Annotated in this window: 25 protein-coding genes; 16 read left to right on the forward strand and 9 right to left on the reverse strand. The window is 70.1% G+C overall.

Features of this window, described 5'->3' with window-relative positions:
* Positions 1–39 precede the first annotated feature (39 nt).
* Genes ubiU through ubiT form a run of 3 tightly spaced genes read left to right on the forward strand, consistent with a single transcriptional unit; the run spans position 40 to position 2,374 of the window.
* Positions 40–1,056, forward strand: a complete 1,017-nt coding sequence (ubiU, locus tag I6I07_RS22720; RefSeq protein ID WP_198483815.1) for a ubiquinone anaerobic biosynthesis protein UbiU — start codon at positions 40–42, stop codon at positions 1,054–1,056.
* A complete protein-coding gene (locus I6I07_RS22725; protein WP_061074307.1) occupies positions 1,053–1,943 on the forward strand; it encodes a U32 family peptidase in 891 nt (296 codons plus the stop codon). The genes ubiU and I6I07_RS22725 overlap by 4 nt, the downstream gene beginning before the upstream one ends.
* Complete coding sequence (gene ubiT, locus I6I07_RS22730) at positions 1,940–2,374, forward strand: ubiquinone anaerobic biosynthesis accessory factor UbiT (protein ID WP_198483816.1); 435 nt, start codon at positions 1,940–1,942, stop codon at positions 2,372–2,374. The genes I6I07_RS22725 and ubiT overlap by 4 nt, the downstream gene beginning before the upstream one ends.
* 21 nt (positions 2,375–2,395) lie before the next feature.
* On the opposite strand, the gene I6I07_RS22735 is transcribed toward ubiT, so the two are convergent.
* The gene (locus I6I07_RS22735) at positions 2,396–4,555 is read right to left on the reverse strand and encodes an ABC transporter permease subunit (RefSeq protein ID WP_198483817.1); all 2,160 of its coding nucleotides are present in this window, start codon (positions 4,553–4,555) and stop codon (positions 2,396–2,398) included.
* Positions 4,556–4,650: 95 nt separating this feature from the next.
* The gene (locus tag I6I07_RS22740) at positions 4,651–5,676 is read right to left on the reverse strand and encodes an amino acid ABC transporter substrate-binding protein (protein ID WP_198483818.1); all 1,026 of its coding nucleotides are present in this window, start codon (positions 5,674–5,676) and stop codon (positions 4,651–4,653) included.
* Positions 5,677–5,845: 169 nt separating this feature from the next.
* On the opposite strand from I6I07_RS22740, the gene I6I07_RS22745 reads away from it, so the two are divergent.
* Genes I6I07_RS22745 through I6I07_RS22755 form a run of 3 tightly spaced genes read left to right on the forward strand, consistent with a single transcriptional unit; the run spans position 5,846 to position 9,143 of the window.
* Positions 5,846–6,985: an aminotransferase class V-fold PLP-dependent enzyme gene (locus I6I07_RS22745; RefSeq protein ID WP_198483819.1), complete on the forward strand. Its 1,140-nt coding sequence runs from the start codon at positions 5,846–5,848 to the stop codon at positions 6,983–6,985.
* A gap of 38 nt (positions 6,986–7,023) precedes the next feature.
* Positions 7,024–8,319: an O-acetylhomoserine aminocarboxypropyltransferase/cysteine synthase family protein gene (locus tag I6I07_RS22750; RefSeq protein WP_006395225.1), complete on the forward strand. Its 1,296-nt coding sequence runs from the start codon at positions 7,024–7,026 to the stop codon at positions 8,317–8,319.
* 5 nt (positions 8,320–8,324) lie between these two features.
* A complete protein-coding gene (locus I6I07_RS22755; RefSeq protein WP_232625689.1) occupies positions 8,325–9,143 on the forward strand; it encodes an alpha/beta fold hydrolase in 819 nt (272 codons plus the stop codon).
* A 27-nt stretch (positions 9,144–9,170) separates the two neighbouring features.
* Here I6I07_RS22755 and I6I07_RS22760 read toward each other — a convergent pair whose 3' ends face one another.
* Positions 9,171–10,094, reverse strand: coding sequence for an AraC family transcriptional regulator (locus I6I07_RS22760; protein WP_198483820.1), 924 nt, complete (start codon positions 10,092–10,094; stop codon positions 9,171–9,173).
* 209 nt (positions 10,095–10,303) lie between these two features.
* Here I6I07_RS22760 and I6I07_RS22765 point away from each other — a divergent pair, with 209 nt between their 5' ends.
* Genes I6I07_RS22765 through I6I07_RS22785 form a run of 5 tightly spaced genes read left to right on the forward strand, consistent with a single transcriptional unit; the run spans position 10,304 to position 14,789 of the window.
* Positions 10,304–10,861 (forward strand): carboxymuconolactone decarboxylase family protein, encoded by a 558-nt coding sequence (locus I6I07_RS22765; protein WP_198483821.1) that lies wholly within the window; start codon positions 10,304–10,306, stop codon positions 10,859–10,861.
* Positions 10,858–11,970 carry an acyl-CoA dehydrogenase family protein gene (locus I6I07_RS22770; RefSeq protein WP_198483822.1) on the forward strand — a complete coding sequence of 371 codons (1,113 nt, stop codon included), beginning with the start codon at positions 10,858–10,860 and terminating at the stop codon, positions 11,968–11,970. Before I6I07_RS22765 ends, I6I07_RS22770 begins: the two co-directional genes overlap by 4 nt.
* Positions 11,967–12,779 (forward strand): ABC transporter ATP-binding protein, encoded by an 813-nt coding sequence (locus I6I07_RS22775; RefSeq protein WP_198483823.1) that lies wholly within the window; start codon positions 11,967–11,969, stop codon positions 12,777–12,779. The genes I6I07_RS22770 and I6I07_RS22775 overlap by 4 nt, the downstream gene beginning before the upstream one ends.
* Complete coding sequence (locus tag I6I07_RS22780) at positions 12,769–13,959, forward strand: ABC transporter substrate-binding protein (protein ID WP_198483824.1); 1,191 nt, start codon at positions 12,769–12,771, stop codon at positions 13,957–13,959. Before I6I07_RS22775 ends, I6I07_RS22780 begins: the two co-directional genes overlap by 11 nt.
* Positions 13,956–14,789 (forward strand): ABC transporter permease, encoded by an 834-nt coding sequence (locus I6I07_RS22785; protein WP_198483825.1) that lies wholly within the window; start codon positions 13,956–13,958, stop codon positions 14,787–14,789. Before I6I07_RS22780 ends, I6I07_RS22785 begins: the two co-directional genes overlap by 4 nt.
* Positions 14,790–14,807: 18 nt before the next feature.
* Here the strand turns inward: I6I07_RS22785 and I6I07_RS22790 are convergent, their stop codons facing one another.
* The gene (locus I6I07_RS22790; RefSeq protein WP_198483826.1) at positions 14,808–15,380 is read right to left on the reverse strand and encodes a surface-adhesin E family protein; all 573 of its coding nucleotides are present in this window, start codon (positions 15,378–15,380) and stop codon (positions 14,808–14,810) included.
* A 173-nt stretch (positions 15,381–15,553) separates the two neighbouring features.
* Between I6I07_RS22790 and I6I07_RS22795 the strand changes: the two genes are divergently transcribed.
* Positions 15,554–16,930 carry a hypothetical protein gene (locus I6I07_RS22795; protein WP_198483827.1) on the forward strand — a complete coding sequence of 459 codons (1,377 nt, stop codon included), beginning with the start codon at positions 15,554–15,556 and terminating at the stop codon, positions 16,928–16,930.
* A gap of 40 nt (positions 16,931–16,970) precedes the next feature.
* Here the strand turns inward: I6I07_RS22795 and I6I07_RS22800 are convergent, their stop codons facing one another.
* A complete protein-coding gene (locus I6I07_RS22800) occupies positions 16,971–17,660 on the reverse strand; it encodes a GntR family transcriptional regulator (protein WP_198483828.1) in 690 nt (229 codons plus the stop codon).
* Positions 17,661–17,816: 156 nt separating this feature from the next.
* Between I6I07_RS22800 and araD the strand changes: the two genes are divergently transcribed.
* The 3 genes from araD to I6I07_RS22815 all read left to right on the forward strand — a co-directional run bounded on the left by araD (position 17,817) and on the right by I6I07_RS22815 (position 21,359).
* Positions 17,817–19,547, forward strand: coding sequence for an L-arabinonate dehydratase (araD, locus tag I6I07_RS22805; protein ID WP_198483829.1), 1,731 nt, complete (start codon positions 17,817–17,819; stop codon positions 19,545–19,547).
* 47 nt (positions 19,548–19,594) lie between these two features.
* Positions 19,595–20,305, forward strand: a complete 711-nt coding sequence (locus I6I07_RS22810) for a ribonuclease activity regulator RraA (protein ID WP_198487631.1) — start codon at positions 19,595–19,597, stop codon at positions 20,303–20,305.
* A 64-nt stretch (positions 20,306–20,369) separates the two neighbouring features.
* A complete protein-coding gene (locus tag I6I07_RS22815) occupies positions 20,370–21,359 on the forward strand; it encodes a Bug family tripartite tricarboxylate transporter substrate binding protein (RefSeq protein ID WP_198483830.1) in 990 nt (329 codons plus the stop codon).
* A 77-nt stretch (positions 21,360–21,436) separates the two neighbouring features.
* Here I6I07_RS22815 and I6I07_RS22820 read toward each other — a convergent pair whose 3' ends face one another.
* The 3 genes from I6I07_RS22820 to I6I07_RS22830 form a co-directional block, all read right to left on the reverse strand.
* The gene (locus I6I07_RS22820) at positions 21,437–22,024 is read right to left on the reverse strand and encodes a hypothetical protein (protein WP_232625690.1); all 588 of its coding nucleotides are present in this window, start codon (positions 22,022–22,024) and stop codon (positions 21,437–21,439) included.
* Positions 22,025–22,242: 218 nt separating this feature from the next.
* Positions 22,243–23,217 carry a tripartite tricarboxylate transporter substrate binding protein gene (locus I6I07_RS22825; RefSeq protein WP_054416944.1) on the reverse strand — a complete coding sequence of 325 codons (975 nt, stop codon included), beginning with the start codon at positions 23,215–23,217 and terminating at the stop codon, positions 22,243–22,245.
* Between the two features lie 13 nt (positions 23,218–23,230).
* Positions 23,231–24,133, reverse strand: a complete 903-nt coding sequence (locus tag I6I07_RS22830; protein WP_198483831.1) for a dihydrodipicolinate synthase family protein — start codon at positions 24,131–24,133, stop codon at positions 23,231–23,233.
* 279 nt (positions 24,134–24,412) lie between these two features.
* On the opposite strand from I6I07_RS22830, the gene I6I07_RS22835 reads away from it, so the two are divergent.
* Positions 24,413–25,135: a GntR family transcriptional regulator gene (locus tag I6I07_RS22835; protein WP_232625691.1), complete on the forward strand. Its 723-nt coding sequence runs from the start codon at positions 24,413–24,415 to the stop codon at positions 25,133–25,135.
* A 1-nt stretch (position 25,136) separates the two neighbouring features.
* On the opposite strand, the gene I6I07_RS22840 is transcribed toward I6I07_RS22835, so the two are convergent.
* A complete protein-coding gene (locus I6I07_RS22840; protein ID WP_198483832.1) occupies positions 25,137–26,123 on the reverse strand; it encodes a tripartite tricarboxylate transporter substrate binding protein in 987 nt (328 codons plus the stop codon).
* Positions 26,124–26,155 lie beyond the last annotated feature (32 nt).

Consider the following 26,155-nt stretch of genomic DNA (forward strand, 5'->3'; position numbering starts at 1 on the left):
ACAAGGCCCCGCGCCGCGCCGGCCCCTAGACTGGCCGGCATGCAAACCCGAACCTCCCCCCTAGAACTCGTGGCGCCGGCAGGCAGCCTGGCCGCGCTGAAGGCGGCGATCGAGGCAGGCGCCGACACCGTCTACCTGGGCCTGAAGAACGCCACCAACGCCCGCAACTTCGCCGGGCTCAATTTCACCGAAAGCGACATCCGCGCCGGCGTCGAGCTGGCGCACAGCAGGAACCGCCAGGTGCTGTTCGCCATCAACACCTTCGTGCAGGCGGGCCGCGGCCACGAATGGCGCGAGGCGGTCGATGCCGCGCATGCGCTGGGCGCCGACGCGGTCATCATGGCCGATGCCGGCCTGCTGGGCTATGCGCGCGACCGCTATCCCGACCTGCGCCTGCACCTGTCGGTGCAGGGCTCGGCCACCCACACCGACGCCATCGAACTGATGAAGGAACAATTCGGCATCCGCCGGGTGGTGCTGCCGCGCGTGCTGACGCTGGCCGAGATCGCCCGCATCTGCGCCAACGTCAGTGTCGAGGTCGAGGTGTTCGGCTTCGGCAGCCTGTGCGTCATGGCCGAGGGCCGTTGCCTGCTGTCGTCGTACGCCACCGGCGACTCGCCCAACAACAAGGGCGTCTGTTCGCCCGCCAGCGCGGTGCGCTGGGTCGAGGAAGACGGCCGCCTGGACGCGCGCCTGAACGGCATCCTGATCGACCGCTATGCGCCGGGCGAGGCCGCCGCCTATCCGACGCTGTGCAAGGGCCGCTTCGAGGTCGACGGCGTCGCCGACCACGCGCTGGAGGAGCCCACCAGCCTGAACGCCATCGGCCTGCTGCCCAAGCTGGCCGAGATGGGCGTGTCGGCGATCAAGATAGAAGGGCGCCAGCGCAGCCCGGCCTACGTGACGCAGGTGGTGTCCACGCTGCGCGCCGCGCTCGACAGCGCCCACCTCGACCCCAACCGCTATTCCCCCCGTCCCGAATGGAACGCCACGCTGGCGCGCCATGCCGAGGGTTCCCAAGTCACGCAAGGCGCATTTGAACGTCCATGGAAATGAAACCCAAGGCTTTCCGCATCTCGGTCGGACCGCTGCTGTACTACTGGCCGCGCCAGCACACGCTGGCCTTCTACGCGGAACTGGCCGACAGTCCGGCCGACATCCTCTACATTGGCGAAACCGTCTGTAGCCGGCGCCACGAACTGCGCGCCGACGACTGGCTCGACCTGGCGCGCGACCTCGCGGCCACGGGCAAGGAAGTGGTGCTGTCCGGCCGCACGCTGATCGAGACCGGCGCCGAGGCCTCGGCGCTGAGGCGCCTGTGCGAGCAGCCGGACTTCCTGGTCGAGGCCGGCGAGGCCGGCGCGCTGCGGCACCTGGGCGGCCGGCCGTTCGTGGCCGGGCCGCACATGAACGCCTACCATGGCGGCACGCTGGAGTGGTTGGCCTCGCGCGGCGCGACGCGCTTCGTGGCGCCGCTGGAAATGCACGTCAACACGCTGGCGCGGCTGCTGGCGGAGCGGCCGGCGGGGCTGGAGGCCGAGATCATGGTGTGGGGCCGCATGGCCCTGGCTTTCTCGGCGCGCTGCTTCACGGCGCGCCATTTCCGCCTGAAGAAGGACGACTGCGGCTTTCGCTGCATCGAGCATCCGGACGGCCTGGACATGCGCACCCGCGAATCCCGTGAATTCCTCGCGATCAACGGCATCCAGGTGCAGTCGGCGGCCTGTCTCGACCTGCTGGACCAGGCCGGCTACCTGGCGCAGATGGGCGCCGACGTGTTGCGCGTCAGCCCGCAATCGTCCGGCACGCTGGAGGCCATCGCCGCGCTCGATGCCGCGCGTGGCGGCCGCGCCCAGGAGCCCGTGGCGCCACCCGCCGGCATCGGCCGCTGCAACGGCTACTTCCACGGGCAATCGGGCATCGCCTGGCAGGAGGCGCCATGAGCGCCGCCGGATTCACCGTGCCGGGGCTGGTCGCGCGCCTGGGCCGACGCCTGCCGGCGCCGCTGGTGTCGCTGCACTTCGTGGCCGGGCTGGAACTGGCCCGGCGCCTGAACTGGCTCAGCCCGCCCGCGGAACTGGATGGCCGCAGCTTCGCCATCACCATCGAGGACCTGGGCGTGCGCAGCAGCTTCATGGTGCGCGGCGGCGTCTTCCGCCCGCTCTGGAATGGCCAGGCCTGCGAACTGGAACTGGGCGCCAAGGTCGCCGACCTGCTGGCGCTGATGCGCGCCGAGACCGACGCCGACACGCTGTTCTTCCAACGCCGGTTGCGCATCTCGGGCGACACCGAGCTGGGCCTGATCGTGAAGAACTGGCTGGACGCCGCGCCGCGTCCGGCCTGGCTGGAGCGGCTGGGTGCCCGCGGCCACTAGGCGGCAAGCCCGGTGCGTGCCTCAGGCCGCCGCCGGTCCTTCCATGCGCCGCGCCACCCGCGACAGCGCCAGGCTGGCCGTGAAGTACAGCAGCGCCACCGCCAGGTAGACCTCGACGTGGTAAGGCCGCCAGTCGGTGCCGGCCACCACCGCCTTGGCCGCGCCCAGCACGTCGAACACGCCGATGATGCTGACCAGCGAGGTGTCCTTGACCGCGCCGACGAACACGCCCAGCGCGGCCGGCGCGGCGATGCGGCGCGCCTGCGGCCAGATCACCGTCCAGTACGCCACGGTCGGCCGCATGCCGAGCGCGCGCGCCGCCATCATCTGGCCGGGCGGAATCGCCTGCAACGCGCCGCGCAGCACCTCCGCCAGCAGGCAGGCGGTATGCAGCGTCAGCGCCGCCAGCGCCATGCCGAACTTGGACACGCCGCCGCCCAGCAGCAGCGGCAGCACGAACGACGCGAACAGCAATTGCGTCACCAGCGGCACGCCGCGCACCGCCTCGATCAATGCCGCGGCCGCGAGGGATCCGCCAGGGCTGCCGGAACGGCGCAGCAACGCCAGGCCGAAGGCCAGCGGCAACGCCGCCAGCAGCGCCGCGATCGCCAGGATCAGCGTCACCAGCAGGCCGCTCCAACGCAGCGGACCGATGGCGCCGCCGCCCCAGGGCCAGCCGCCCAGCGCGGCCGCCGTGATGGCCACCATCAGCGCGATCCACGCCAGGCGTGGCCGCGCGGCGAGCCGGCCCAGGCCCAGCGCCACCGCCACGCCGGCCAGCAGGGCGCCGCAGGCGACCAGGGCCTGGGCGCGGTCGGCCTGCGCCATGGCGCCGAACAGCAGCAGCGGCAGGTTCTCGCCCACCGCGGCCCAGCAGGCGCCCGCCGCGGCGGCGCAGGTGGCGGGGCTGCCGCTCCAGACGGCGCGCAGCAGCGCCCAATCGAACAGCGCCCAGCCCGCGGCGGCGAGCAGCAGCGCCATCAGCGCCGAACCCAGCCGGCCGCCGATGCCGCGCGTGTCGCGGTCCAGCAGGCGCAGCGCGGGCCGCTCGCCCAGGCGCGCGCCGTGGCTGTCGCCGGGGCCGTGGCGGGCGTGGCGCGCGTTCCAGGCCGACAGCGTGCCGCCCAGCGCCAGGGCCAGCCCCAGGTAGACGGCCACGGCCAGCGTGATGCCTTCCAGCGCCAGCCCGGTCTGGGTGATGGCGGTATTGATGACGGCCATCAGTTCCTGGTAGCCGATGGCGATGGCCAGGGTGCTGTTCTTGACCAGCGCCAGGCACTGGTTGGCGTAAGGGGGTAGGGCCACGCGCACGGCGTAAGGCGCGACGACGTGGCGCAGCACGCCCCACGGCGTCAGCGCCATGGCCTGGCCGGCTTCCACCAGCCCCACCGGCACCGCCCGCACGGCGGCGCGCACGATGTCGGCGATGTAGGCGGCGTGGAACACCACCAGGCCGATCACCAGCGCGGCGAATTCGATGCTGGGCTGCCAGCCGCCTTGCAGGCCGAGCCCGCGCCTGGCGGGCAGGTCCACGGTCATGCCGGGCAGCAGCGTCCAGGCCAGCGTGGCCAGGCCCAGCGCGGCCCAGGGTGCGGCGCGGCCCAGACGGTGGCGCAGGCGCCAGTAGAGCAGCAGGGCGCCGGCCGCCGCCAGCGCGTAAGGCAGCCAGCCGTGCAACGCCGGCAAGGCCAGGCCGCGGTTGGACAGCAGCACCGAAGGCAATGGCGACCACGCCTGGCGCGCATCCGGCAAGCGCAGCAACAGGCCGTACCAGACGAACAACTGCAGCAGCACCGGCGTGTTGCGCAAGGGCGCGATGACGACGGCGGCGGCGCGCGCGGCCAGCGGCCGTGACGACAGCCGCAGCAGGCCCAGGCCGATGCCCAGCAGCGTCGCCACCGGAATCGCCACCAGCGCCACCGTGAGGGTATTGACCAGGCCGGCGGCGATCGACATCCAGTAGGGATCGTCGGGCGTGACCGGCAGCAGGCTTTCCGAAATGCGGAAGCCCGCCGGCTGTAGCAGGAAGCCGAAGCCGCCGCGGATGCCGCGGGCCGCCTGCGTGGCCTCGATGTGCAACAGCAGCACCGCCGCCAGGGCGCCCAGCCCCAGCGTCCAGGCGGCGGCGGGCCACCAGCGCCGCAGGGCGGCGCTCCAGGGCAAGGGGGAGATGGCGATCATGTCTGTCCTCGCGGACGCCGGGCGCGCCGGCGGCTTCCGAAAAAGGCGCAGGCGGGCCCTCGGCCCGCCTGGCGGTGTGTCACGCGCGTGCCGGTTTACTGGAACGGCGGCGCGTACAGCAGGCCACCCTGGTTCCATTGCCGGCTCAGGCCGCGCTCGAGCTTGAGCGGCGTGGCCGCGCCCAGGTTGCGATCCCAGACCTCGCCGTAGTTGCCGACGGCCTTGATCACGTTGCGGGCCCAGCCTTCATCCAGGCCGAAACCCTTGCCGATGCCGGGGTCCAGGCCCAGCAGGCGGCGCACCTGCGCATCGGTGCTCTGCGCCTGGCTGTCGACGTTCTTCGAGGTGATGCCCAGTTCCTCGGCGGCGACCAGCGCATTCACGGTCCAGCGCACGATCGCGGCCCAGTTCGGATCGTCCTGGCGCACGAAGGGGCCGAGCGGCGACTTGTTGATGCGTTCGGGCAGGATGACGAAGTCGTCCGGATTGGCGGCGCGCGCGGCGCGGCTGGCGGCCAGCGTCGAGGCATCCGACAGATAGACGTCGCAACGGCCGGCGTAGAACGCCTGTTCCAGTTCGACCAGGTTCTCGATCACCACCGGGCGGTAGCTGAGCTTGTGCTTCTTGAAGTAGTCGACCAGGTTCTGTTCGTTGACGGTGCCCGGCTGCACGCAGACCTGCGCGCCGTCCAGTTCGGTGGCGCTTTTCACGCCCAGCTTCTTCGGCACCAGAAAACCCTGGCCGTCGTAGAACACGATGCCGGCCGACACGATGCCCAGGCCCGCGTCGCGGCTGGAGGTGATGGTGGTGTTGCGGTTGAGCACGTCGATCTCGCCGCCTTGCAGGGCGGGGAAGCGCTGCTGCGAACTGAGCGGCACGAAGCGCGTCTTTTCCGGATCGCCCAGCACCGCCGCCGCCAGCGCGCGGCACAGGTCGGCGTCCAGTCCGGTCCAGCGGCCCTGCTTGTCGGCGATCGACAGGCCGGCCGAGCCCTGGCTCACGCCGCACACCAGTTCGCCGCGCTTCTTGATGGCGTCGACCGTGACGCCCGCCGAGGATGCGCCAGCGTAAGCGAGCGCCGCCGCCACGCCGGCGGCCTTGAGTAGAGAGATCAACCGCATGCCGTTCCCGTATTCGATGTATGCAAGAAAGGCATGAATTCTATGGCTGCGCATCGCCATCGTGAGCGACTGTATCGTCATATGGTTATGAGAACTTAGCCTTATCCAAATTCGCGTCATATACCTAGAATCCGTCCATACCAAGTTGCACCATCGAGAAGGTTTGCGCATGAGCTGGCAGGACGAATTCAGGCAGTGGTTTCCCATCACCCGCGACAAGGCCTACGCCAATATCGCCTACACCAGCCCGCTGTCGCCCAAGGTGGCCGACGCCGTGGCCGCCTTCTTCGATGGAATCACGCATGCCCGCAGCGACAAGCCGCAATGGCTGCGCGACGCGGGCGCCTTGCGCACCCGGCTGGCCCGGCTGATCGGCGGCGACGCGCGCCGGCTGGCCTTCACCAAGAACACCACCGAAGGCCTGAACACCGTGGCGCAAGGCCTGGCCTGGCAGGACGGCGACAACCTCGTGGTTGACGACCAGGAACATCCCACCAACGCCTTGCCCTGGCTCAACCTGCGCCGCCGTGGCGTGCAGGTGCGGGTGGCGCCGGCGCGCGCGCACCGCTACACGGTCGACGACCTGTGGCAGCACGTCGATGCGCGCACGCGGCTGGTGGCGGTGTCGTGGGTGCAGTACGGCACCGGCCTGCGCACCGATATCGCGGAACTGGGCCGACGCTGCGCCGAGCGCGGCATCTGGCTCGTGGTCGACGGCATCCAGGGCGCGGGGCTGTTGCGCGCGCAAGTGGACGCGTGGGGCGTGGACGCCTTCGCCAGCGGCGCGCACAAAGGCTTCCTGGGGCCGCTAGGGGTGGGCCTGCTGCACGTGTCGCCGCGCCTGCTGCAGGCGCTGGAGCCGCCGCACATCGGCCCGTCGGAAGTGACCACGCTGGACAAGTCCGGCCTGCAATGGCAGCTGGGCGTGGCCGATGCCGGCGATGCCCGGCGCCTGGAAACGGGCAACCTGAACTATCCCGGCATCGCCGGCTGGGCCGGCGCGCTGGACCTGATCGAATGGGCGCAGCCGGACCGCATCGAACCGTGGGTGCTGGAACTCTCCACGGCGCTGAGCGACGGTTTACGCGCCCAGGGCCTGCAGGTAGTATCGCCGGTCGACGAGGCGTTGCGCAGCACCACCACCGCATTGCGCGTGCCGGATCCGGCCGCGGCGCTGGCGCACCTGACCCGCGAGGGGGTGGTGGCCAGCATCGTGGAGTATGGTTACCTGCGCCTGTCCGTCGGCGCCTATAACAATCACGGGGACATCGACCGCATCCTGCGCGCCACGCGCGGGCTGGCCGCCTGACTCCATCATCGATAACGCATTTCGAGGAGCACTACATCATGACCGAAGCGAAGAAGCCCGAGTGGCGGCTGGAAACCATCGCCGTGCACGGCGGCTACAAGCCGGACCCGACCACGCGCGCGGTGGCCGTGCCGATCTACCAGACCGTGGCCTACGCCTTTGACGACACCCAGCACGGCGCCGACCTGTTCGACCTGAAGGTGGCGGGCAACATCTACACCCGCATCATGAACCCGACCACCGACGTGCTGGAACAGCGCGTGGCGGCGCTGGAAGGCGGCATCGCCGCGCTGGCGCTGGCCTCGGGCCAGGCCGCCGTCACCTACGCCATCCTGACCATCGCCGAGGCGGGCGACAACATCGTCTCGTCCAGTACGCTGTACGGCGGCACCTACAACCTGTTCGCCCACACGCTGCCGCAGTACGGCATCACCACGCGCTTCGCCAACCCCAGCGACCTGGCCGCCTTCGAGGCGCAGATCGACGAGCGCACCAAGGCCATCTTCGCCGAATCGGTCGGCAACCCGCTGGGCAACATCACCGACATCGCCGCGCTGGCCGAGCTGGCCCACCGCCACGGCCTGCCGCTGATCGTCGACAACACCGTGCCGTCGCCGTACCTGCTGCGTCCGATCGAGCACGGCGCCGACATCGTGGTGCAGTCGCTGACCAAGTACCTGGGCGGCCACGGCACCAGCCTGGGCGGCGCCATCATCGACTCGGGCAAGTTCCCGTGGGCCGAGCACAAGGCCCGCTTCAAGCGCCTGAACGAGCCCGACGTCAGCTACCACGGCGTGGTCTACACCGAAGCCTTCGGCCCGGCCGCCTACATCGGCCGCGCCCGCGTGGTGCCGCTGCGCAATACCGGCGCGGCGATCTCGCCGTTCAATTCGTTCCAGATCCTGCAGGGCATCGAGACGCTGGCGCTGCGCGTGGACCGCATCGTCGAGAACGCGGTCAAGGTGGCCAGCTACCTGCGCGAGCATCCCAAGGTCGAGTGGGTCAACTACGCCGGCCTGCCGGATCACCCGGACCACGCGCTGGTGCGCAAGTACCTGGGCGGCAAGGCGCCGGGCCTGTTCACGTTCGGCGTGAAGGGCGGCCGTGAAGCCGGCGCGCGCTTCCAGGACGCGCTGCAGCTGTTCACGCGCCTGGTCAACATCGGCGACGCCAAGTCGCTGGCCACGCACCCGGCGTCCACCACCCACCGCCAGCTCAATCCCGAAGAGCTGCAGAAGGCCGGCGTGCGCGAGGAAACCGTGCGCCTGTCGATCGGCATCGAGCACATCGACGATCTGCTGGCCGATCTGGACCAGGCCCTGGCGCAGGTGTGAGCGGCATGAGCATGCTTTCCCGCAGGACCTTGCTGCAACTGGCCGCCGGGTTGCCCGCCCTGGCGGCGGCGCCCGCCATCGCGGCCAGGCCGGCCGCAGGCCGCGCCAAGACCTACGTGCTGGCGCACGGCTCGTGGCACGGCGGCTGGTGCTGGCGGCCGGTGGCCGACCAGCTGCAGGCCGCCGGCCATCGCGTCTACGCGCCCAGCTTCACCGGCATGGGCGACCGCGCCCACCTGCTGCACAAGGGCATCACCATCGACACCTTCGTCGAGGACCTGGTCCAGGTCATCCAGAGCGAAGAGCTGAACGACGTGATCCTGGTGGGCCACAGCTTCGGCGGCATTCCGATCTCGGGCGTGGCCGACCGCATTCCGGAGCGGCTGGCGCACCTGGTGTACTTCGATTCGATCGTGCTGCAGAACGGCCAGGATGCGTTCTCGGTGTACCCCAAGGCCGACGCCGAGGCGCGCATCGCGGCCGCGTCCAAGGCCACCAATGGCCTGGCCGTGCCGATCCCGGACCCGCTGCCCGCGGCCTGGGGTTTCAAGCCCGGCAGCGCCGACGAGGCCTGGGTCAAGCGCCGCCTGACGCCGCACCCGCTGGCCAGCTACACCACGCCGCTGACGCTCAAGCATCCCATCGGCAACGGCCGGCCGCGCACCTACATCCATTGCACCCAGCCCGAGCTGCCGGTGCTGGAGCAGTCGCGCCAGCTGGTGAAGTCGCAGCCGGGCTGGAACTGGGTCGACATCGCCGCCCCGCACGAAGCCCACATCACCCATCCGCAGTTGCTGGCGGAGTTGTTGCTGGGCCTGTCCTGAGGCGCGGCCTGCCTGGGCGCGCTCCGCTCAGGCGCCGCCGCGGCGCCAGGCCGAGGGCGCCACGCCCTCGGTGCGCTGGAACACCCGGCTGAAGGCCGCCTGCGAGCGATAGCCGACCCGTTCGGCGGCATCCGCGATGGCGGCGCCCTGCGCCAGCAGGCGCCGCGCCACGCGCATGCGCAGCAGCTGCAGCAATTGCGCCGGCGTGGTGCCGCTTTGCAGCGTGAAGCGGCGGTGGAAGGTGGCCTTGGACATGTGCACGTGGCGCGCCATGTCGTCCATGCTCCAGGGATCCGCCGGCCGCGCCAGGATCGCCTGCAGCAATCCCGCCATGGCCGGATCGCGCGCCAGCACGAACAGGCCATGGGCCTGGCGGTCGTGGATCGCCAGGTGGCGCAGCATGAAGAAGATCAGCATGTCGGTGAGCCGTTCCAGCACCACCTCGGAGGCGCCGCCGTCGCGCGCGGTCTCGCCCAGGATCAGGTCGAACACGCCGCGCGCGCTGGCGTAGCGGGCATCGTCGGCGCGCAGCACCAGCACGTCGGGCAGGGTCTCGGCCACCAGGTCGGCCAGGCCCGGGCGGAACTGGAAGAAGCCGCAGGCCAGTCCGGTGCCGTCGGCCTGGCGCGGCAGCAGCGGGCGCATGTCCCGACACTCCGGCGCGGCCGGCGCAGGCGCGTCCAGCGGCGTCAGCGTGTGCGGCAGGTCGCGCAGGAAGAACACGCCGTCGCCGGCCGCCAGGGTCAGCGGCGCCTGGCCCGGCCCCAGGTCGACGCGGCAGCGGCCATGCAGGATCAGGTGGAAGCTGGCGCGGGCGCGGCCGCTGGTGCTGGCCGACCAATTGCCGCAATACTGTCCCAGGTGATACAAGCTGGATTGCACCTCCAGGCTCGACAGCAGCAGGGCGTCGACGGCGGCTTGATCGGCGTTCGGGGCGGGCGAGGGCGGCATGGCAAAGGCGGTTCGGCAGGGGCCGGGCCGCGCTGGTATGGCGGCACGACCGGATCAGTTTGGCGCGATGATACGCGGGGCGTCCTGGTTATAAGCGCATAGCTGAAAGTCGATAAGATCGAGCATCAGCTTGCGATCCCCGTGCATTGTCGCGCGGGGCCGGGCGCCCGCACAATCGAGTTTTCGTTGATCGTCTTCTGGAGACCTTCATGGCCCGTTTGCCCGTCCATACCGCGCAGAGCGCTCCCGAACCCACCCGCGCCGCCCTGTCGGCCGCCGAACAAGGCGCGGGCTACCTGTCCAACCTGCTGGGCGTGCTGGCCAATGCGCCGGTCGCGCTCGAGGCCTACCAGACGCTGTCGCAGATCAACGCCCGCGCCGGGCTGACGCTGCAGGAGCGCGAGGTGGTGCAACTGGTGGCCGGCACCCGCCACGGCTGCACCTTCTGCGTGGCCGGCCATACCGCGCTGGCGCGCAACAAGGCCAGGCTGTCGCCCGAAGTGGTGGACGCGCTGCGGGCCCAGGGCACGCTGCCCGACGCGCGCCTGCAGGCGCTGGCCGCCTTCACCGAAGCCGTGATCCGCAGCCGTGGCCGCGTCAGCGACGCCGAATTGCAGGCGCTGCGCGAGGCCGGCTACAGCGACGGCAACGCGTTGGAAGTGATCGTCGGCGTGGGCCTGGCGACCATCTGCAATTTCGGCAACAACCTGGCGCAGACGCCGCTGAACGAGCAACTGGGCGCCTACGCCTGGAGCGGCGCGCAATGACGGCGGGACAACCGGACCCGCGCCTGACGCCCGGATTGACCGCCTGGCTCGACGCCCACGCCGGCGCGCTGGACGATGGCAGCCATGACGCCGCCGAGGTCCTGCCGCAATTGGCCGCGGCGGGCGTCTTCCGCCTGGGCGTGCCGGCCGCGCAGGGCGGTACGCCGGGCTCCGACATCGGCGATGCCATCGAGGCCGTGTCGCAGGTGGCCGAGCATTCCGTGGCCGCGGCCTTCGTGGCCTGGGGCCAGCGCGTCTTCATCGAATACCTGCTGCGCAGCCCCAACACGGCCTTGTCGCAGGCCTGGCTGGCGCCCTTGCTGGCGGGCGAGGTGGCCGGCGCCACCGCGCTGTCGAACGCCATGAAATTCCTCAGCGGCATCGAGTCGCTGCAGATCGGCGCGCGCCAGGACGGCGCCGATTGGCTGCTGGACGGCCGCATGCCGTGGGTGACGAACCTGCGCAAGCAGGGCTTCCTGGTGGCCGCGGCCGTCTCGGCCCCCGATGGCACGCCGGCCGTGGTGGCCCTGCCGCATGATATCGACGGCCTGACGCGCAGCGCCGACCTGGACCTGCTGGCGCTGCAGTCCAGCAACACCGCGGCGCTGGACGTGCGCGGCGTGCGTATCGATCCGCAATGGCTGATCCACCCGGATGCGCGCCAGTACCTGCCGCAGGCGCGGCCGGCCTTCGCCGGGCTGCAATGCGGCCTGTCCATCGGCCTGGCGCGACGGGCGCTGCGCGCCGCGGGCGAAGCCGGGCAGGGCCAGGCCTCGCGCGGCATCCTGGCCGAACCCTTGCAGGCGCTGGCGCGGCAACTCGACGATGCCACCGCCGGCCTGGTCGGCGGCGTGCGCAGCGCGCGTTTCGTCGCCGAACCCTGGCTGCTGTTCGAGCACCGCATCGCGCTGGCCGAGATCGCCAGCCAGGCGGTGCAACTGGAATTGCAGGCCAGCGGCGGCGCGGCCTACTTGCGACCCGCCGGCGACGGTTTCGCGCGGCGCTGGCGCGAGGCGGCCTTCCTGCCGATCGTCACGCCCAGCCTGGTGCAGCTCAAGACCGAGCTGGCCAAGCGCCAGGCGCGGCTGGCGGCCGAGGCCGCCGCATGAGCGCGCCGCCGCGTCCAGTGTTGCAGGCGCATGGCCTGGCGCTGCGCTACGCGCAGGCGCCGGCCGATGTGTTCCAGGACGTGGACCTGGTGCTGGACCGTGGCGAGGTGGTGGCGGTGCTGGGCGCCAGCGGCGCCGGCAAGTCGAGCCTGCTGCGGGTGCTGGCCGGGCTGCAGCCGGCCAGCGCCGGCACGCTGCTGATGGAAGGCGCGCCGCTGACCGGCGTGCATCCGCGCGTGGCGGTGGCGTTCCAGGATCCCGGCCTGCTGCCGTGGCTGTCGCTGGAGCGCAATGTGGCCTTCGGCCTGGATTTCACCCACCAGCCCAGGCTGACCGCCGCCGAACGCCGGTTGCGGATCGACCAGGCCATCGACGAGGTCGGCCTGTCGCACGCGCGGCACCTGCGGCCGGCGCAGCTGTCCGGCGGCATGGCGCAGCGCACCGCATTGGCGCGTTGCCTGGCGCGCCAGCCGGCGGTGCTGCTGCTGGACGAGCCGTTCGGCGCGCTCGACGAAGTCACGCGCGGCGAAATGCAGGCGCTGCTGCGCAAGGTGGTGGCCGACTTCCATACCGCCGCCGTCCTCATCACCCACGATATCGACGAAGCGCTGCTGCTGGCGGACCGCATCGTGCTGCTGGGCGGCGCGCCGGGACGCATCCTGGGCGTGTGGCCGGTGGACCTGCCGCAGCCGCGCGCCGACCTGTTGCCGGAAATGGGCGCGTTGCGCCTGGAAATCCTGACCCGCCTGCGCGCCGCGCTGCGGGTCGCACGCGGCGAAGCCGCCAAGGAGTCTATCGATGTGCCTTGAACACATGTCGCGTCGCGACTGGTTGAAACTCTCGGCCCTGCTGACGGCGGGCGGCGCCGCGCCGCTGCTGGCGGCCTTCAATGCGCGGGCGCAGAGCGAGCCCGACGCGCCGGTGCGCATCGGCTACCTGCCGATCACCGACGCGGCGCCGCTGCTGGTGGCGCACAACAACGGCCTGTTCGACAAGGCCGGCGTCAAGGCCGAAAAGCCGACGCTGTTGCGCAGCTGGGCCCAGGTGATCGAAGCCTTCATTTCCGGCCAGGTCAACGTGGTGCACCTGCTGTCGCCGATGACGGTGTGGGCGCGCTTCGGCAGCCAGGTGCCGGCCAAGGTGGTGGCCTGGAACCACGTCGGCGGCTCCGGCCTGACGGTGGCGCCGGCCGTCAATAGCGTCAAGGAACTGGGCGGCAAGACCGTGGCGATCCCGTTCTGGTATTCGATCCACAACGTGATGCTGCAGTACCTGCTGCGCGAGAACGGCCTGACGCCGGTGTCGCGCAAGGACGGCGCGCCGGCCGCCAACGAGGTCAATCTGGTGGTGATGGCGCCGGCCGACATGCCGCCGGCGCTGGCGCAGAACCGCATCGCCGGCTACATCGTGGCCGAGCCCTTCAACGCCGTGGCCGAGACGCTGGGCGTGGGCAAGGTGCTGCGCTTTACCGGCGACATCTGGCGCAACCACGCCTGCTGCGTGGTGTTCATGCACGAGCGCGACCTGCAGCAGCGGCCCGAGTGGTCGCAGAAGGTGGTCGACGCCATCGTCCAGGCGCAGCTGTGGATCCGCGACAACCGCGAAGAGACCGCCAAACTGCTGTCCAAGGAAGGCATCAACCGCTACACCCCGCATGGCCTGCCGGCCTTGAGCAAGGTGCTGGCGCCGCCGGCGTCGGACCGCGAGCAGTACCTGGCCAGCGGCGCGATCCGCCACGCCGACTGGGACGAACGCCGCATCGACTTCCAGCCGTATCCGTTCCCCAGCTACACCGAGGAACTGGTGCGGCGCCTGCGCGACACGCTGATCGAGGCCGATCGCGGCTTCCTGGCCGGGCTGGATCCCGCCCGCGCCGCGGCCGAACTGGTCGATGACCGCTACGTCAAGCGCGCCATCGAAGCCGCGGGCGGCCTGCAGCGCTTCGGTTTTTCCGACGCCTACACCCGGACCGAGACGGTGCAGGCGTGACGGCGCGCGAGTCTGTCGCCGCGGCGGGCGCGCGCGCCGTGGCGCCCGCCGTCGGTCCGGCCCGCGCGCGGCCGCCGCGCCACGGGCTGGCGGCGCGGTGCGCGCTGGGCCTGGCCGGCCTGGCGGCGTTGCTGGCGCTGTGGTGGCTCGGCACCGATGTGCTGGCGCCCGCCGGCGGCATGGCAAGGCGCTTCGCGCCGGGGGCCACCTTTGTCAGCCTGTGGCAACTGCTGACGGACTCCGATCTGCCGCTGCACGTGCTGGTGAGCCTGCGCCGGGTGGCGGTGGGCCTGGGGCTGGCGCTGGCGATCGGCGTGCCGCTGGGCCTGGCCATCGGCAGCTACCGGCGGCTGGAGGCGGCGCTGTCGCCCGCCATGCAGTTCCTGCGCATGATCTCGCCGTTGTCGTGGATGCCGATCGCGGTGATGGTGTTCGGCGTCGGTGACGACCCGGTGTATTTCCTGCTGGCCTTCGCCGCGGTCTGGCCGATCGTGCTGAACACCGCCGCCGGCGTGCAGCAGCTGGACGCGCGCTGGCTGCTGTTGGCGCAAAGCGTGGCCGCGACCCGCTGGGAGACCCTGCGCCACGTGATCCTGCCGGGCGTGCTCGGCCATATCCTGACGGGCGTGCGGTTGGCCATCGGCATCCTCTGGATCGTGCTGGTGCCGTGCGAAATGCTGGGCGTGTCGGCCGGCATGGGCTACTTCATCCTCGACACCCGCGACCGCCTGGCCTATTCGGAACTGATGGCCATGGTGCTGTTGATCGGCGCGCTGGGCTTCCTGCTGGACGCCGCGGCGCGTGGGCTGTACCGCTGCTGGCGCGGGTAGGCCGGCGCCGCGCCGCCGCTATTTGCGCGAGGACTTGCCGGCCGGGCAGATCACGCTGCGCAGTTGCCGTTGCACCGGGTCGCGCGCCACCGGCGCGTTGGAAATCCCGGCCACCGGCAGCGATTCCACCAGCTCGCCGGTGGCGTCCGGGCCGGCATAGTGCTGGGTTTCGGTAATCGTGTAGGTGTTGTTGCTGCAGTTGATGGTCACGGGCTGGGTCACCGAGCCATAGGGCTGGCCGTTGGCCTCGGAGACCCGCGGCTGCGCATAGAACCAGGCGACCGTTGCCAGCATCACCAGCGGCCGTTCGGTCAGTTGCACGATCGAGTCGCGGTCGTAGAACACCCCCGGCATGGTCTGCGGCGCCAGCGGCTGCCAGGCGGGGCCGCCGAAGACGATGCCGCGGGTATCCGGCGTGGCCGGCACGATGCTGACGGCGCAGGCGTCGAGCGGCACCGGATCGCCCTCGCGCACGGTCACCACCGCGCAGGTATCGGCCGGGGTGGCCGGCGCCGCGCTGCCCGCCTGCGCCCAGGCAGGTCCCGCCAGTACAGCCAGGACGAGGGTGAGTTGCGCTTGCCTTGCTGTCATGGGGCCTTCCCTGTGGGACATCGGTATGGAGTCACCCCAGTATAGAGAAAGATTTCGTGACGGCCGGAACCCGGCGGCGAGCGCGGCGCGGGGGTATAGTCTCGTCCGTTCGACAAGCGATGCCGACGCCGCGCCACGGGGCGCCGGCCGGGGTCGGAGGAGAGGCGACGACGATGAATATCAGGGTGCTCGCCGGTGCGGCGGCCATCGCCGTGACCGGGGTGCTGGCTTACGGGTTCTACCAGCTCGTGCCGGAAGGCGAGCCGCTGGCCCGCAGCGAAGTCATCGGCGAGCTCGACGGCCCGCCGCTGGCCGGCTATTCGCGCACGCGGCTGTACCGCTACGGCGAGCATCAGTTCCTGGTCGGGCAACTGATCGCCGGCGACAAGGATATCGCCGGCCTGATCAAGGCGCCGGTGCTGGACGCATTGCGGCCCATCGCCTCGGACTGCTGCCAGCCGGACGGCGCCGCACGCGCGGAGGCCGCCTCGGCCGATCCGGCGCAGGGCATGCTGCAGGCCGCCGCGACGGCTCGCGACGTGCGCAACCTGGTCTATGGCGGCCGCGACAATGGCCGCTACGCGCTGCTCGGCTCGATCGGCGGCGATACCGGCGTCACGCTCCTCGGCGGGCCGCAGGGGCAGGCCATCTACCTGGTGGGCGGCAGCCAGCGCCGCGGCCGTGACGGCGACGCGTCCACCGGATGGGACGTCTGGCGTTCCGACGACCAGGGCGCCAATTGGCACTACGCGCCTGATTTGCAGCTGGGCGCGCCACGCCGGTTCACCGTGTTCCTGACCGATGAGCGGGCCATGGCGCTGACCGACGGCAGCAATGGCGCCGGGGATGAACGTCTGCTGGTCAGCGAGGACGGCGCGCGCCACTGGTCGGCGCTGTCCTTGCGCGAGCAGGTCTGGCCCGACGCCGATAGCTACGGCAAGGCGTTCCAGGAGCATCTGGGCCAGGTCCGCGCCACGGCGGACCAGCTGGTGTACGGCTGGTCGCTTTACCCGCTGGCCGCCGACCGCGCGGTGGGCTGGAGCTGGCGCGACCGGGTCACGGCCGGCACGGTGCGCCGCATCGAGACCCGGCGCTTCGAGGTGCGGTTCCAGGACGGCGCTTCGCCCGCATTCCGCATCACGCATGACGTGGCGGCCGTGCCGCCGCAGGACCCTCGCTCGCAGCCGCGGGTGGGGCAGCCCGAGTACGCCACGGCCGACAACCGCATCTACCGGCTCGATCCGGCCGACAGCAACTGGCACGAGCTGGCGACCCTGCCCGCGGTGCGCGGCCAGCGCACCTGGATCGGCCAGGCCTGGTTCGGCCGCAACGGCTGGGTGGTGCAGACCTATGCCGACCACCTGTTCTCGTTCAACGACTACACCCGCACCTATTTCCACACGCGCGACCAGGGCCGCACCTGGCGGCCGTTCCAGCTGTCGCCCGACCAGGAGCGCGGCCTGCTCGGGCTGGACGCGGCGGGCGGGGGCCTGCTGGTGCACGTCGACCGGGGCGGCAAGACCATCATCGTGCGCTATGCGCTGGAGTGAGGCGTGGCGCTGACGATACGCGCGGCGGACGCCGCCGGCCTCAATCGGCCTGCACGTAGTCCGGATAGCGCTTGCAGATCTCTGCCACCTGGCTGAGCGTGCCCGACAGGTGTTCGCGCAGCGCCTGTTGCGCACGCGGCGCATCGCCCGCGGCGATGGCGTCCAGCACCCGCTGGTGGTCGTCCATGATGCGCTCGGCCTTGCCGGCTTCGGGCAGATGCAGGCGGCGCAGGCGGTCGACGTGGCCGCTATAGCGCTGCTCCATGTCCCACAGCGCGGTGACGCCGGCGGCCCCGTGCATGTCGCGGTGGAAGGCCTGGTCGGCCTCCATGAACTGCTGGTATTGGCCGGCGGCGTGGCAGACGCGCTGGCGGTCGATGCTGGCCTGCAGCCGCTGGACCAGCAGCGGATCGGGCGCCTGCGCCAACAGGTGCACGATTTCCAGCTCGATCGAGCGCCGCAGGAAGTGCGCCTGGCGCGCCGCGGCGATGTCGATGCGGCTGACCACGGTGGTGTGCTGCGGGTAGATCTCGACCAGCGCTTCCTCGGCCAGCTTCATGAGCGCGTCGCGGATCGGCGTCTGGCTCAGGCCGTAGGCTTCGGCCAGCGTCACGCGCGACAGCGGCGCCCCGGGCGCCAGTTCGAGGGACATGATCTGTTCGCGCAGATGTTCGAAGACCTGCGGCGCGGCGTGCCGCGAGCGGTCCAGTCGGAGCTTGTGGCTGGGCATCGGAGCGAAGTTCGGTAAAGGGTCGGAACGGTCGGGGGTGGAAGCGGAGTGTAGCGGGTTTTCACCTAGCTGACGCACTAATGTATTAGTGTTTAAATGGTCCGGTCAATGATTTCGTCTCTTTCATTTCACCGCATCCCAGGATCCGCTTCCCCCATGAAACGCACCTACGAAAGCCTGCGCAGCGCCGCCTGGATGGCCAAGGACGACCTGCGTTCGTTCGGCCATCGTTCCCGCATGATGCAGATGGGCTACGGCCCGGACGACTGGGTCGGCCGCCCGATCATCGCCATCATCAACACCTGGTCCGACCTGAACCCCTGTCACAGCCACTTCAAGCAGCGCGTCGAGGACGTCAAGCGCGGCGTGTTCCAGGCCGGCGGCTTTCCGGTGGAACTGCCGGCGATCTCGGTGTCCGAATCCTTCGTCAAGCCCACCACCATGCTGTACCGGAACATGCTGGCGATGGAAGCCGAGGAACTGCTGCGCAGCCACCCGGTGGATGGCGCGGTGCTGCTGGGCGGCTGCGACAAGACCACGCCGGGCCTGCTGATGGGCGCCATCAGCGCCGGGTTGCCCTGTGTCTACGTGCCCGCCGGCCCGATGCTGCGCGGCAACTGGAAGGGCAAGATCCTGGGCTCCGGCTCGGATGCCTGGAAGCTGTGGGACGAGCGCCGCGCCGGCAAGATCACGCAGGAACAATGGACCGAAGTCGAAGGCGGCATCGCCCGCAGCTACGGCACCTGCATGACCATGGGCACGGCCAGCACCATGACCGCCATCGCCGAGGCCATCGGCATGACGCTGCCGGGCGCCTCGTCGATCCCGGCGGCCGACGTCAACCACATGCGCATGTCGGCCGAGTGCGGCCGCCGCGTGGTCGAGATGGTGTGGGACGACCTGACGCCGCAGCGCATCCTGAGCCCGGCCTCGTTCCACAACGCCATCAACGTGGCCATGGCCATGGGCTGCTCCACCAACGCCATCATCCACCTGGTGGCCATGTCGCGCCGCGCGGGCCACCCGGTGGGCCTGGACGACTTCGACGCCGCCAGCCGCAAGGTGCCGGTCATCGCCAACATCCGGCCCAGCGGCGACAAGTACCTGATGGAAGACTTCTTCTACGCCGGCGGCCTGCCGGCGCTGATGTCGCGCCTGGAAGGGCACCTGGACCTGTCGGCCATGACCGTCACCGGCAAGACGCTGGGCGAGAACATCGCCGGCGCCGAGGTCTACAACGACGACGTCATCCGCAAGCTCGACACCGCCATCTACGACGAGGGCGCGCTGGCGGTGCTGCGCGGCAATATCGCGCCGGGCGGCTGCGTCATCAAGCCCAGCGCCTGCGCGCCGCAATACCTGCAACACACCGGCCCGGCGCTGGTGTTCGATGACTATCCCAGCATGAAGGCCGCGGTCGACGACGAGAACCTGGACGTCACCGCCGACCACATCATGATCCTGCGCAACGCCGGCCCGCAGGGCGGCCCCGGCATGCCGGAATGGGGCATGCTGCCGATCCCCACCAAGCTGGTCAAGCAGGGCGTGCGCGACATGCTGCGCCTGTCCGACGCCCGCATGAGCGGCACCAGCTACGGCGCCTGCATCCTGCACGCCGCGCCCGAGGCCTACATCGGCGGCCCGCTGGCGCTGGTCAAGACCGGCGACCTGATCACCGTCGACGTGCCGGCCCGCAGCATCCACCTGAACGTCAGCGACGAGGAACTGGCCGCGCGCCGCGCCGCCTGGACGCCGCCGCCCAAGCGCTACGAGCGCGGCTACGGCTGGATGTACTCGCAACACATCCTGCAGGCCGACGAGGGCTGCGACTTCGACTTCCTCGAGACCAGCTTCGGCGCGCCCGTGCCGGAACCGGAAATCTTCTGAACCCGCCATCCCCTGAATCGCTTTCCCTGGAGTTTTCCGTGTCAGACATGAATCCCGCCACCCGCGCCAAGCTGGGCGGCATCAGCACCGCCACGCTGTGCACCGCCTTGTTCAAGCGCGGCCTGCGCAATCAGTTCATCCAGGACGTGCGGCCGCTGAACGCGACGCTGCCCAACATGGTCGGCCCGGCCTTCACGCTGCGCTACATCCCGGCGCGCGAGGACCTGAACACCATCAAGGTGTTCGAGGACCGCGCCCACCCGCAGCGCGCCGCGGTCGAGACCTGCCCGCCGGGCGCGGTGCTGGTGATGGACAGCCGCAAGGACCCGCGCGCCGCCTCGGCCGGTTCGATCCTGGTGACCCGTCTGATGAAGCGCGGCGTGGCCGGCGTGGTCACCGACGGCGGTTTCCGCGACTCGCCCGAGATCGCCGAGCTCGGCTATCCCGCGTACCACAACCGTCCGTCCGCGCCGACCAACCTGACGCTGCACCAGGCGCTGGACATCAACGCGCCCATCGGCTGCGGCGACGTGGCCGTGTTCCCGGGCGACATCGTGGTGGGCGACCGCGAGGGCGTGGTGGTGATCCCCGCGCACCTGGCCGACGAGATCGCGGCCGAAGCGGTGGAGATGACCGCGTTCGAGGACTTCGTCACCAGCCAGGTGCAGGCCGGCGCGTCGATCCTGGGCCTGTATCCGCCCACCGACCCCGGCACCAAGGACAAATTCGCCGCCTGGCGCAAAGAACAGGGCCGTTGAGCCTTGGCGCCGGCCGTCCGGCCGGCGACCCATGCCTATAAAACACAGAGGGCAGGAGACAAGCATGAACAAGCAACGTCGCAGCGCGCTGGCCGCGCTGCTGGCAGGACCGCTGCTGGGCGCGTGGGCGCTGCCGGCCGCGGCCGCCGAGTGGCCGGCGCAGAAGCCGATTTCCTACGTGGTGCCGTTCACCGTGGGCGGCTCCACCGACGTGGTCGGCCGCGTGCTGGCGCAGAAGCTGGGCGACCGGCTGCACCAGAACGTCATCGTCGAGAACAAGCCCGGCGCCGCCGGCGGCATCGGCGCCACCTACGTGGCCAAGGCCGCGCCCGACGGCTACACGCTGTTCGGCGGCACCATCAGCACCCACGCCATCAACGCCAGCCTCTACAAGAACCTGAAGTACGACCCGGTCAAGGACTTCGAGCCGGTCTCGCTGATCGCCTACCTGCCCAACGTGCTGCTGGTCGATCCGAACCTGGGCGTGAACTCGGTGGCCGACCTGATCGCGCTGCTCAAGAAGGATCCGTCCAAGCGCACCTTCGCGTCGTCCGGCGCCGGCACCTCCACCCACCTGGCCGGCGAACTGTTCTCCAGCATGATCGGCGTGCCGCTGACGCACGTGCCGTACAAGGGCACGCCGCCCGCGATGGTCGACGTGTCCTCGGGCGCGGTGACCTTCATGTTCGACCAGATGACCGCCGCCTTGCCGCTGCTGCAGACCGGCAAGCTCAAGCTGCTGGCCGTCACCACCAAGGACCGCATCTCGCTGGCCCCCGACGTGCCCACCATGCAGGAGGCCGGCGTGCCCGGCTTCCAGATGGCGTCGTGGCAGGCGGTGTACGCGCCCAAGGGCACGCCCAAGCTCATCCTCGACAAGCTCGCCGCCGAGATCGCCGTGATCGTGAAGGAACCCGACGTGCAGGAAAAGCTCGGCAAGACCATGGGCATGGAACTGGTCGGCAGCACCCCCGACGAACTGCGCGCCCTGATGGCCACGGAGATTCCGCGCTGGGCGGAGGTGGTGAAGAAATCGGGGGCGACGGTGGAGTAGCGCGTCGTCGCAATGGTGAATAGCCCTTCCGGGGAACGTTGGATGCGATCCCCGGGGCTAGCTTCAGTGGGGCAGGATCAGGAATCGCCGTCGCCGCCGACCCGAACGCATGCCCGCCGCGCGGCTTGCGGCAATCCATTGGCTTGCAATACCCGCAGCGCGTCGGTTTCAGTCGAAACGCCATAACGCTTCCAGATTGGTTCGTGGTGGGACAGGCGATTGCGGAAGTCCCGCAAGGTCGAGACGAGACGACGGGCATGATCCAGCACAACGCCCGCCCGAGGGGCTGGCCACTGTCCGCGGAAGACCTGGGGCATGTGCTTGGGCCACACCAGGCCTCGTCCCCGGAATTCGCGGTCCAGGATGAACTCCCATGTCGAGAATGCCGTCTTGGCAATGACGCCGCTGTGCGGGATGGCCTGCGCGCGCTGCGTCTCGGGACGCCGGCGTTGTTCCGCGAGGTGGGCCCGGGTAGCCAAGGCGAAGTTCTCTCGCAGTGCCTTGACGGCATGGGGCGCTTGCGCCTGGGTGACGAATGAGCGGTAGTGCAGTTTGTTGCTTGTCCACCAGAAGCGTCCCAGGCTGGCCACGAACGCATGGTCGATTGCGTTGCGTAGTGTGACCTCGGCGGCACTGAATGCGTTCGTTGCTGATGAGCGTATCAATCAGGATGGGCCGGTACGGCAGCGTGTGGGGCATGTCGCAGAAGCGCGTAAATGACAGACTGATCGTCCTTTGACCGCGCTGGTTCCAAGCGTCTAGAATAGCGACTAGGTTGGTGATGGCTGCCAATGGGCGCAAGCCTACGCCCCATCATGTAAGACCTGATTCCCACCCCGGCCTGGAGCCGGGGCTTTTGTTTTCCGCGCCCGGATTCGCCGCGTCAGGGTTTCAGGTTCAGCTTCGGCACCAGCGCATTGAAGGCCTGTTCCTGCCGCGCCACGTCGGCCGCGAATTGCGGCTGGTCGGCGTATGACGGCGTCAGGTTCTGCTTGCGCATCAGCGCCTGGAAGTCCTGCGACTGCGCCACCTGGCGCGCGGCGGCGCGCCATTTCTCGATGGCGTCGGCCGGCGCCGACTTCGGCAGGCCGATGCCGCGCCAGACGCTGAACTGCAGGTCGGCGCCGCGTTCCTTCATGGTCGGCACGTCCGGCAGGGTGTCGAGCCGCTTTGGCGCCATCACGGCCAGGGTGCGCAGCTTGCCGGTGTCCACGTGCTGCTGCAACTCGGCATAGGCCACCGTGGTGGCCTGCACGTCGCCGGACAACAGGCCCATGATGGCCGGGGCCGATCCCTGGTAGGGCACGTGCACGAACTTCACGCCGGTCTGCTCGCCCAGCGCCGCGGCCGCCATGTGCGGCACGGTGCCGATGCCGGCGTTGGACACCGCCACCCGTTCCGGATTCTTCCGGGCGTAGTCGAGGAATTCCTCCACCGTCTTCCACGGCGCGTCGGCGCGCACCGTGACCGACGAGGGATCGTCGGTGAAGCGGGCGATGGGCTGGAAGTCCTTGACGGTGGTCTTGCCGATGCCCATCAGCGGCACCACCAGCATTTCCGGCGTCATCAGCACCAGCTTGTAGCCGTCGGGCTGGGCGTTGGCCACATACGACCAGCCGATCGAGCCGCTGGCGCCGGGCTTGTTGATGACCACGGTCGGTTGCGCCAGCAGCGGCGGACGCACCGCCTCGGCGATGGCGCGGGCGGTGTTGTCGCTGCCGCCGCCGGGCTGGTAGGCGACCACCAGCTCCATCGAGCGGCTGGGGTAGTCGGCCGCCATCGCGGCGGGGGCGGCCGCGACGCAGGCCAGGAAGGAGAGGGCGCTGAAGGCCAGCGCGGGCAGGCGGGTGCGGGTCATGGTGGCTCCGGTATCAGTAGCCCAGGGCTGAGAGGTCCGCCAATGTCTGGCGGGTGATGGCAAGGGTGCGTTCGCGTTCGGCGCCGGCCAGGTCCAGGCGCGGCGGCTTGACGGTTTCGGCGCTGCCGGTGATCAGGTGCTCGGCCAGCTTGATGTGCTGCACCAGCTTGACCACGGTGTCCAGGTGGAACAGCGGCGTCAGCGCCGCATACAGCTTGCGGGCTCGCGCGAAATCGCCCTCGGCCGCCAGCCGCAGCAGGTCGACCGAGGCCTTGGGCACGGCGTTGGCCATGCCCGAGACCCAGGCGGTCACGCCCAGCGCGGCGCTTTCCAGCACCAGGTCGTCGACGCCGCAGACCACCGCCAGGCGGTCGCCGAAGCGCGTGATCAGGTCGGTGACGCGGGTGGTGTCGTAGGACTCCTCCTTGATGGCGACGATGGTCGGCTCCTCCAGCAACTGCGCCACCAGGTCAGGCGTCAGGTCGACGCCGTAGCCGCGCGGGTTGTTGTACAGCAGGATCGGCAGGGGGCTGGCCTGCGCCACGCTGCGGTAGAACGCCACCGTCTCGCGCTCGTCCGACTTGTACGTCAGGCCGGGGAACACCATCAGGCCATCGACGCCGATCTGCGCGGCCTGCCGCGCGAAGGCCGCGGCGCGCGCGGTGCCGGTCTCGGCCACGCCCGACACCACCGGCACGCGGCCGCGCACGGTCTGGACCGCGGTGCGCAGCACCTCCAGTTTTTCTTCCGGGGCGAGTTGGGCGTTCTCGCCCACCATGCCCATCATCACCACGCCGCCCACGCCGTTGGCGATCAGGCGCTCCAGGCCCTGGCGGATGGCGTCCAGGTCGAGGGAGAAATCGGGCTTCAGTTTGGTGGTGACCGCGGGAAATACGCCTTGCCATTGAATGCTCATGCTGCCGCTCCTGTTGCGTGATCCGTCCGGTCCGTACCGTCGGAGTATTGATTGGATATTGGATCCAAAATAAAAACACCAGAAAAACGAGGCGCGAGGCCTCGGCCCGCCGCCCGTGTAACGGCGGCGATATCTGCTGGATCATGGATCCAATATACTCACATTAAACGGGCTGTGGATGCCGGCTGTCTCTCGGGGTTTTCCTGGGCGTGCAGCGCGGTGGTCGCGGACCCGCCGCCGTCCGGCGTCCGCCGGGCGGGATTTCCCACCGGATGTGACGTGTCCCAGAATTCCTCTCCCGCCAGCGCCGCCCAACCCCGTCCCGCCGCCGGCGCCACCGGCCGCCTGGTGCGCAAGACCGCCGTCGACCTGGTGGTCGACGCCTTGCGCGACCGCATCCTGTCCGGCGCGATTCCGCCGGGCTCCGCCTTGCGCCAGGAACTGCTGGCCGAGGAACTGGGCGTGAGCCGGCTGCCGGTGCGCGAGGCCATCCGCCAGCTCAGCGCCGAAGGCCTGGTCGACATGATCGCGCACCGCGGCGCATACGTCTCGATGCTGTCGCGCGCCGAAGTGCAGGAGTTCTTCGATATCCGCCTGCGGCTCGAACCCTGGCTGCTGCGCCTGGCGGTCTCGCAGCATGCGCCCGAGGACCTGGACGAGGCCGCGCGCATCGTGGCGCAGATGGACAGCGCCGAACCACAGCAGTGGGGCCGGCTCAACTGGCAGTTGCATGAACTGCTGTACCGCGCCGCGCAGCGGCCGGCGGCGCTGGCCATGGTGCGGGCGCTGCATGAAAAATCCGAGCGCTACTTCCGCTTCCAGATCGTCAACGCGCCGATCCGCCAGCAGGCCCACGACGAGCACAGCGCGCTGATCGCGTTCTGTCGACAGGGCCGCGCCGGCGAGGCCGAGGCGGCGCTGGAATGCCATATCGCCGAGGCCGCCGAACAGATCCTGGGCATCGTCGATCACCTGCTGGATACGACCGCTGCGCCGGCGTAACTCAGTTGATCTTGATGTTGCGTTCCTTGACCAGCACCTTCCACTGCGCGGTTTCCTTGGCCAGGTAGTCGCGCAGTTCGTCGGGCGTGCCGCCGATGGATTCGGCGCCGATCGAGTCCAGCGTCGCCTTGACCTTGGGCTCGTTCAGGGCCTGGCGCATGGCGGCGTTGAGCTTGGCCACGACCTCGGGCGGCGTGCCGGCCGGCGCGAAGGCGGCGAACCAGGGCATCAGCTCGTAGCCGGGCAGGCCGCTTTCGGCCACGGTGGGCACGTTGGGCAGCGCGGCCGAGCGCTTGGCGGTGGTCACGGCCAGTGCGCGCAGCTTGCCGGCCTCGATGTGCGGCTTGGCCGAGGTGACGCTGTCGAACATGTAGTCCACCTGGCCGCCCAGCAGGTCGGCGATGGCCGGGCCGCTGCCCTTGTACGGCACGTGCAGCATGTCGATCTTGGCCATCGACACGAACAGCTCGCCCGCCAGGTGGATCGAGGTGCCGACGCCGGCCGAGGCGTAGGTGTAGTGGTTGGGCTGCGCCTTGGCCTTGGCGATGACTTCGTCCACGCTCTTGACGTCATTGCGCGCGGGGTTGGTGACCAGCACGTTCGGCACCACCGCCAGCAGCGAGATCGGCGCGAAGTCCTTGATCGGGTCGTAGTTCAGGTCGGCGTACAGCGCGGGGTTGACCGCCATGCCGTTGGCCACGATCAGGATGGTGTAGCCGTCCGGCTTGGAGCGCGCCACGCTGGCCGCGCCGATGTTGCCGCCGGCGCCGGCGCGGTTCTCGACGATGAACGAGGTGTTCAGTTGCTTGCCCATCGACTCGCCCAGCGTGCGGGCGATGCTGTCCATGGCGCCGCCCGGCGGGAACGGCACGATCCACTTGACGGGCCGGTCGGGGTAGCCGTCGGCCAGGGCGGCGCCGGCGGCGCCGAGCAGGGCCAGGCCCATGCAGGCCCGGGCGAGGTGTTTGAAAGCGTGGCGCAAAGGCATGGTGTGTCTCCGTGTGCTTGAATTATTTTTCC

The sequence above is a fragment of the Achromobacter deleyi genome (assembly GCF_016127315.1).
GTDB lineage: Bacteria > Pseudomonadota > Gammaproteobacteria > Burkholderiales > Burkholderiaceae_B > Achromobacter > Achromobacter insuavis_A.

Coding starts and splice junctions, on each gene's coding strand:
- I6I07_RS22745 (WP_198483819.1), top strand. CDS start 5,846: ATGAGCTGGCAGGACGAATTCAGGCAGTGGTTTCCCATCACCCGCGAC.
- I6I07_RS22780 (WP_198483824.1), top strand. CDS start 12,769: ATGTGCCTTGAACACATGTCGCGTCGCGACTGGTTGAAACTCTCGGCC.
- I6I07_RS22825 (WP_054416944.1), bottom strand. CDS start 23,217: ATGACCCGCACCCGCCTGCCCGCGCTGGCCTTCAGCGCCCTCTCCTTC.
- I6I07_RS22800 (WP_198483828.1), bottom strand. CDS start 17,660: ATGCCCAGCCACAAGCTCCGACTGGACCGCTCGCGGCACGCCGCGCCG.
- I6I07_RS22775 (WP_198483823.1), top strand. CDS start 11,967: ATGAGCGCGCCGCCGCGTCCAGTGTTGCAGGCGCATGGCCTGGCGCTG.
- I6I07_RS22725 (WP_061074307.1), top strand. CDS start 1,053: ATGAAACCCAAGGCTTTCCGCATCTCGGTCGGACCGCTGCTGTACTAC.
- I6I07_RS22840 (WP_198483832.1), bottom strand. CDS start 26,123: ATGCCTTTGCGCCACGCTTTCAAACACCTCGCCCGGGCCTGCATGGGC.
- I6I07_RS22750 (WP_006395225.1), top strand. CDS start 7,024: ATGACCGAAGCGAAGAAGCCCGAGTGGCGGCTGGAAACCATCGCCGTG.
- I6I07_RS22770 (WP_198483822.1), top strand. CDS start 10,858: ATGACGGCGGGACAACCGGACCCGCGCCTGACGCCCGGATTGACCGCC.
- I6I07_RS22830 (WP_198483831.1), bottom strand. CDS start 24,133: ATGAGCATTCAATGGCAAGGCGTATTTCCCGCGGTCACCACCAAACTG.
- I6I07_RS22755 (WP_232625689.1), top strand. CDS start 8,325: ATGAGCATGCTTTCCCGCAGGACCTTGCTGCAACTGGCCGCCGGGTTG.
- I6I07_RS22740 (WP_198483818.1), bottom strand. CDS start 5,676: ATGCGGTTGATCTCTCTACTCAAGGCCGCCGGCGTGGCGGCGGCGCTC.
- I6I07_RS22810 (WP_198487631.1), top strand. CDS start 19,595: ATGAATCCCGCCACCCGCGCCAAGCTGGGCGGCATCAGCACCGCCACG.
- I6I07_RS22760 (WP_198483820.1), bottom strand. CDS start 10,094: ATGCCGCCCTCGCCCGCCCCGAACGCCGATCAAGCCGCCGTCGACGCC.
- araD (WP_198483829.1), top strand. CDS start 17,817: ATGAAACGCACCTACGAAAGCCTGCGCAGCGCCGCCTGGATGGCCAAG.
- I6I07_RS22765 (WP_198483821.1), top strand. CDS start 10,304: ATGGCCCGTTTGCCCGTCCATACCGCGCAGAGCGCTCCCGAACCCACC.
- ubiU (WP_198483815.1), top strand. CDS start 40: ATGCAAACCCGAACCTCCCCCCTAGAACTCGTGGCGCCGGCAGGCAGC.
- I6I07_RS22795 (WP_198483827.1), top strand. CDS start 15,554: ATGAATATCAGGGTGCTCGCCGGTGCGGCGGCCATCGCCGTGACCGGG.
- I6I07_RS22815 (WP_198483830.1), top strand. CDS start 20,370: ATGAACAAGCAACGTCGCAGCGCGCTGGCCGCGCTGCTGGCAGGACCG.
- I6I07_RS22790 (WP_198483826.1), bottom strand. CDS start 15,380: ATGACAGCAAGGCAAGCGCAACTCACCCTCGTCCTGGCTGTACTGGCG.
- ubiT (WP_198483816.1), top strand. CDS start 1,940: ATGAGCGCCGCCGGATTCACCGTGCCGGGGCTGGTCGCGCGCCTGGGC.
- I6I07_RS22735 (WP_198483817.1), bottom strand. CDS start 4,555: ATGATCGCCATCTCCCCCTTGCCCTGGAGCGCCGCCCTGCGGCGCTGG.